General features: G+C 30.6%; 2 protein-coding genes. One reads left to right on the forward strand and one right to left on the reverse strand.

Features of this window, described 5'->3' with window-relative positions:
• The first annotated feature begins 162 nt into the window (after window positions 1–162).
• Window positions 163–1,860, forward strand: a complete 1,698-nt coding sequence (locus tag COL05_RS30405; protein WP_098671317.1) for a helix-turn-helix domain-containing protein — start codon at window positions 163–165, stop codon at window positions 1,858–1,860.
• 161 nt (window positions 1,861–2,021) lie between these two features.
• On the opposite strand, the gene COL05_RS30410 is transcribed toward COL05_RS30405, so the two are convergent.
• Window positions 2,022–2,489 (reverse strand): RsfA family transcriptional regulator, encoded by a 468-nt coding sequence (locus COL05_RS30410; protein ID WP_098671318.1) that lies wholly within the window; start codon window positions 2,487–2,489, stop codon window positions 2,022–2,024.
• Between the last annotated feature and the right edge of the window lie 311 nt (window positions 2,490–2,800).

Below are 2,800 nucleotides of genomic sequence, written 5' to 3' on the forward strand. Positions count from 1 at the left end.
ATAGGAAGAGAAAGAGCAAATATGTTGCAAGATGACGAGTTAGGGGAAGAAAGACGCAAAATCTTGTAAATATCTGTTACAATAAATTAAATATAATAGTAGTAAGGAATTTTATGATGAAAACTACTTTGTTATGATCCATGGTTTAGGGAGGAATATAAAGTGGATAATTTATTACAAATGTTTCGAGATGCATTGTTAATCTCTGAGCCAATTTATAAAACAAATGAGCTAGTATGGAATAAGTGGAATGCATACTTTAAAGATGTTGAAAACAATAATAATAAAGTATTAACCTCATCTCATGCATCTCCATCATTTACTGCATTAGTTTCTTGGTTAGAAAAAAAGCAAGAATCGGGTATTACATTAGTACAAATTTATGCGAAAATTGATTCCTATAAGGAAGAAATATATAAAGAAATTGAAGGATTTATAGAAAAAGAATTTCAAGATATAGCACTTTCAAGTTCCATAGTAGTAGAAAATGATCAAAATATATATAAGACAAACATAGTAAACCATGAGGATTATTATGAGGTAAATAACTCTGCTGTTTATTATAAGCTAAGAGATGGGATTGCAAAAAATCAATTTGAAGAAGATGAGTTAAGTAAGGTTTTACAATATCCTATCGAAACTAAGTCTTCTAATGGTGTAGCTCAGCTTTCTTCACACAAAGATGAAGATTTAAGACTTACAAATATAGAAGAAGCTGCTCGGTGGAATACCCTTGTTGATGATGTAATGAGTAATATGGATGATTTAACGGCAGATTGCTTAGATGCAATTACAATACAATGGATAAACGAAGCAAAATCTCCAGACGAATTCATTGATTTTTCTTATGAGCAAGTTTTAGAGATGTGCAACATCCCAAAAACAGTAGTCAAAAATAAAGAATACTATAGAGCGGAAGATAAAATTAAAATTGCAAAGAGAATTGCGGCTTTAGCAAGCATTTTTATCTATTTAAATGATGATAATGAGGTAGTAGTATTAAATGACCGTGATGATGATGGAGAACGTTTAGAATTAAAACGTGAAGTAATCAAAAGGTTATTTGTATTAGATTCAGTTGTATTGTGGAGACATAGTGTTACTAATGAATATATGGGCATTGAGTCTTGTCGTATTAAGCCAGGCAGCTTTTTAACCAATTACTTATACGGATCAAATAATACAACAGCGTTATTGTCTAAAAAAGCACTTGAATACAATAGTTATAGACACAAATATCATAAAAGGTTAATTCGATACTTAACATGGCAATGGAGAATTAGACAAATGTATTCATCATTGAAAAAACCATATTCTATAGGCGGGGACAAAGGGCTGCTAGCAGTAATGGATATTCCAAAAGATTGGAAGCCAAATCGTATTAGAGAACAGTTAGAAAATGTTCTAATGGATTTAGAAAATGAAAAAGTAATTTCTCATTGGGAGTATAGTGACCCACTTGATGAACAACAAATTGGGAAACGTAATTGGTTTAAAAACTATTACGCTAATTTAGGAATAACGATTTTACCGCCTGAGGAAATGCTGCAATCAATGGATAGGGTAATTGGAAAGAAGAGTATAGAAGAACCTCAGGAACAATTACCTGAAGTAACAGTTGTTAAAGAAATAAAGAAGACTGTGGAATCAGTTGAACAAATAGAGAAAAAAATCCGTGACCAAATACTGAAAGTACACAATGAAAAAAAGGTAAGCATTCGTGAAATAGCAGATGAAATTAGTATTTCTCCGTCTACATTATCTAGATTTTGCAATTATAAAACAAAACGTTTATCTAAAAAAGCATTAGAAAAGCTAACGAAATGGTGCGAAAGACAAGAAATATTAGAAAAGATGTAACATAGACTAAACATTTCTTTTAATAATAGTCCAATTAAAAATACACATACATTATGTATGTGTATTTTACTTATTATCAATTGTAAGAGGCAAAATTTCTTTTATTAAAAGTAATTTTGGAGGGCGAAGGTCCTACCGGAAAATCAAAATAGTTATGCTGTTTAATCCACTACAATTAAATTTCTTGTCTTATCGATATGGTTCAGTAACATACGATACTCTTCTTCATACATAGTTAAACGTTGTAGAAGGGATTGATTCTCCGCTTCTAAATCTTTAATTTGATTTTGTAAAATTGTCAATTCATTTACATCCTTATAATTTTGTAGAAAGAGAATAATGTCATCTAATGTAATAGACAAAGAGTTTGTTTCTTTTTCTGGTGGGGAGAGAGGAATGTTGTTTCTCACTTTTCGGTCTTGTTTTGCTTGTTGTATTTCTTCTTGGTATTGTTTTCTCACATATGAATTCCAACGAAATCCACAAGCAGCGGGTGTTCTAGCTAGTAGTTTTGCTACTTCTTTGAATGCAGCTAACTGTGTTCCACCGTTACGAATATACTGAAGTACTGTTGATGCGAGAAGTAAATCGTTATCATTAGTCCAAGAATCTTGTCTTGAAATTACCACGTTTTAACCCCCCATATATGTTTTATATTACATATATGCAGTTACTTAAAATGATAGAAGCTCAATCTCTCTTACAATAATGAGGGGTAAGTTTATAGAAGTGTCTATGATTTTCAATGCAAAATTGCATATATGGTTGACTATTCACCAAACCTGTAACTATAATAGTTACAGGTTTGGTGAATTAATAGATTGGGTTGACATGAGTTAGTTGTATTAATGATGTATAAACAAATATTTAAGAATGAATGGAGTTAAAAATATAGACTTACATATAAAATATATTTCTAGAAAGAAATTAGGTAATATAC

This window comes from Bacillus sp. AFS059628 (assembly GCF_002571225.1).
Classification (GTDB): domain Bacteria; phylum Bacillota; class Bacilli; order Bacillales; family Bacillaceae_G; genus Bacillus_A.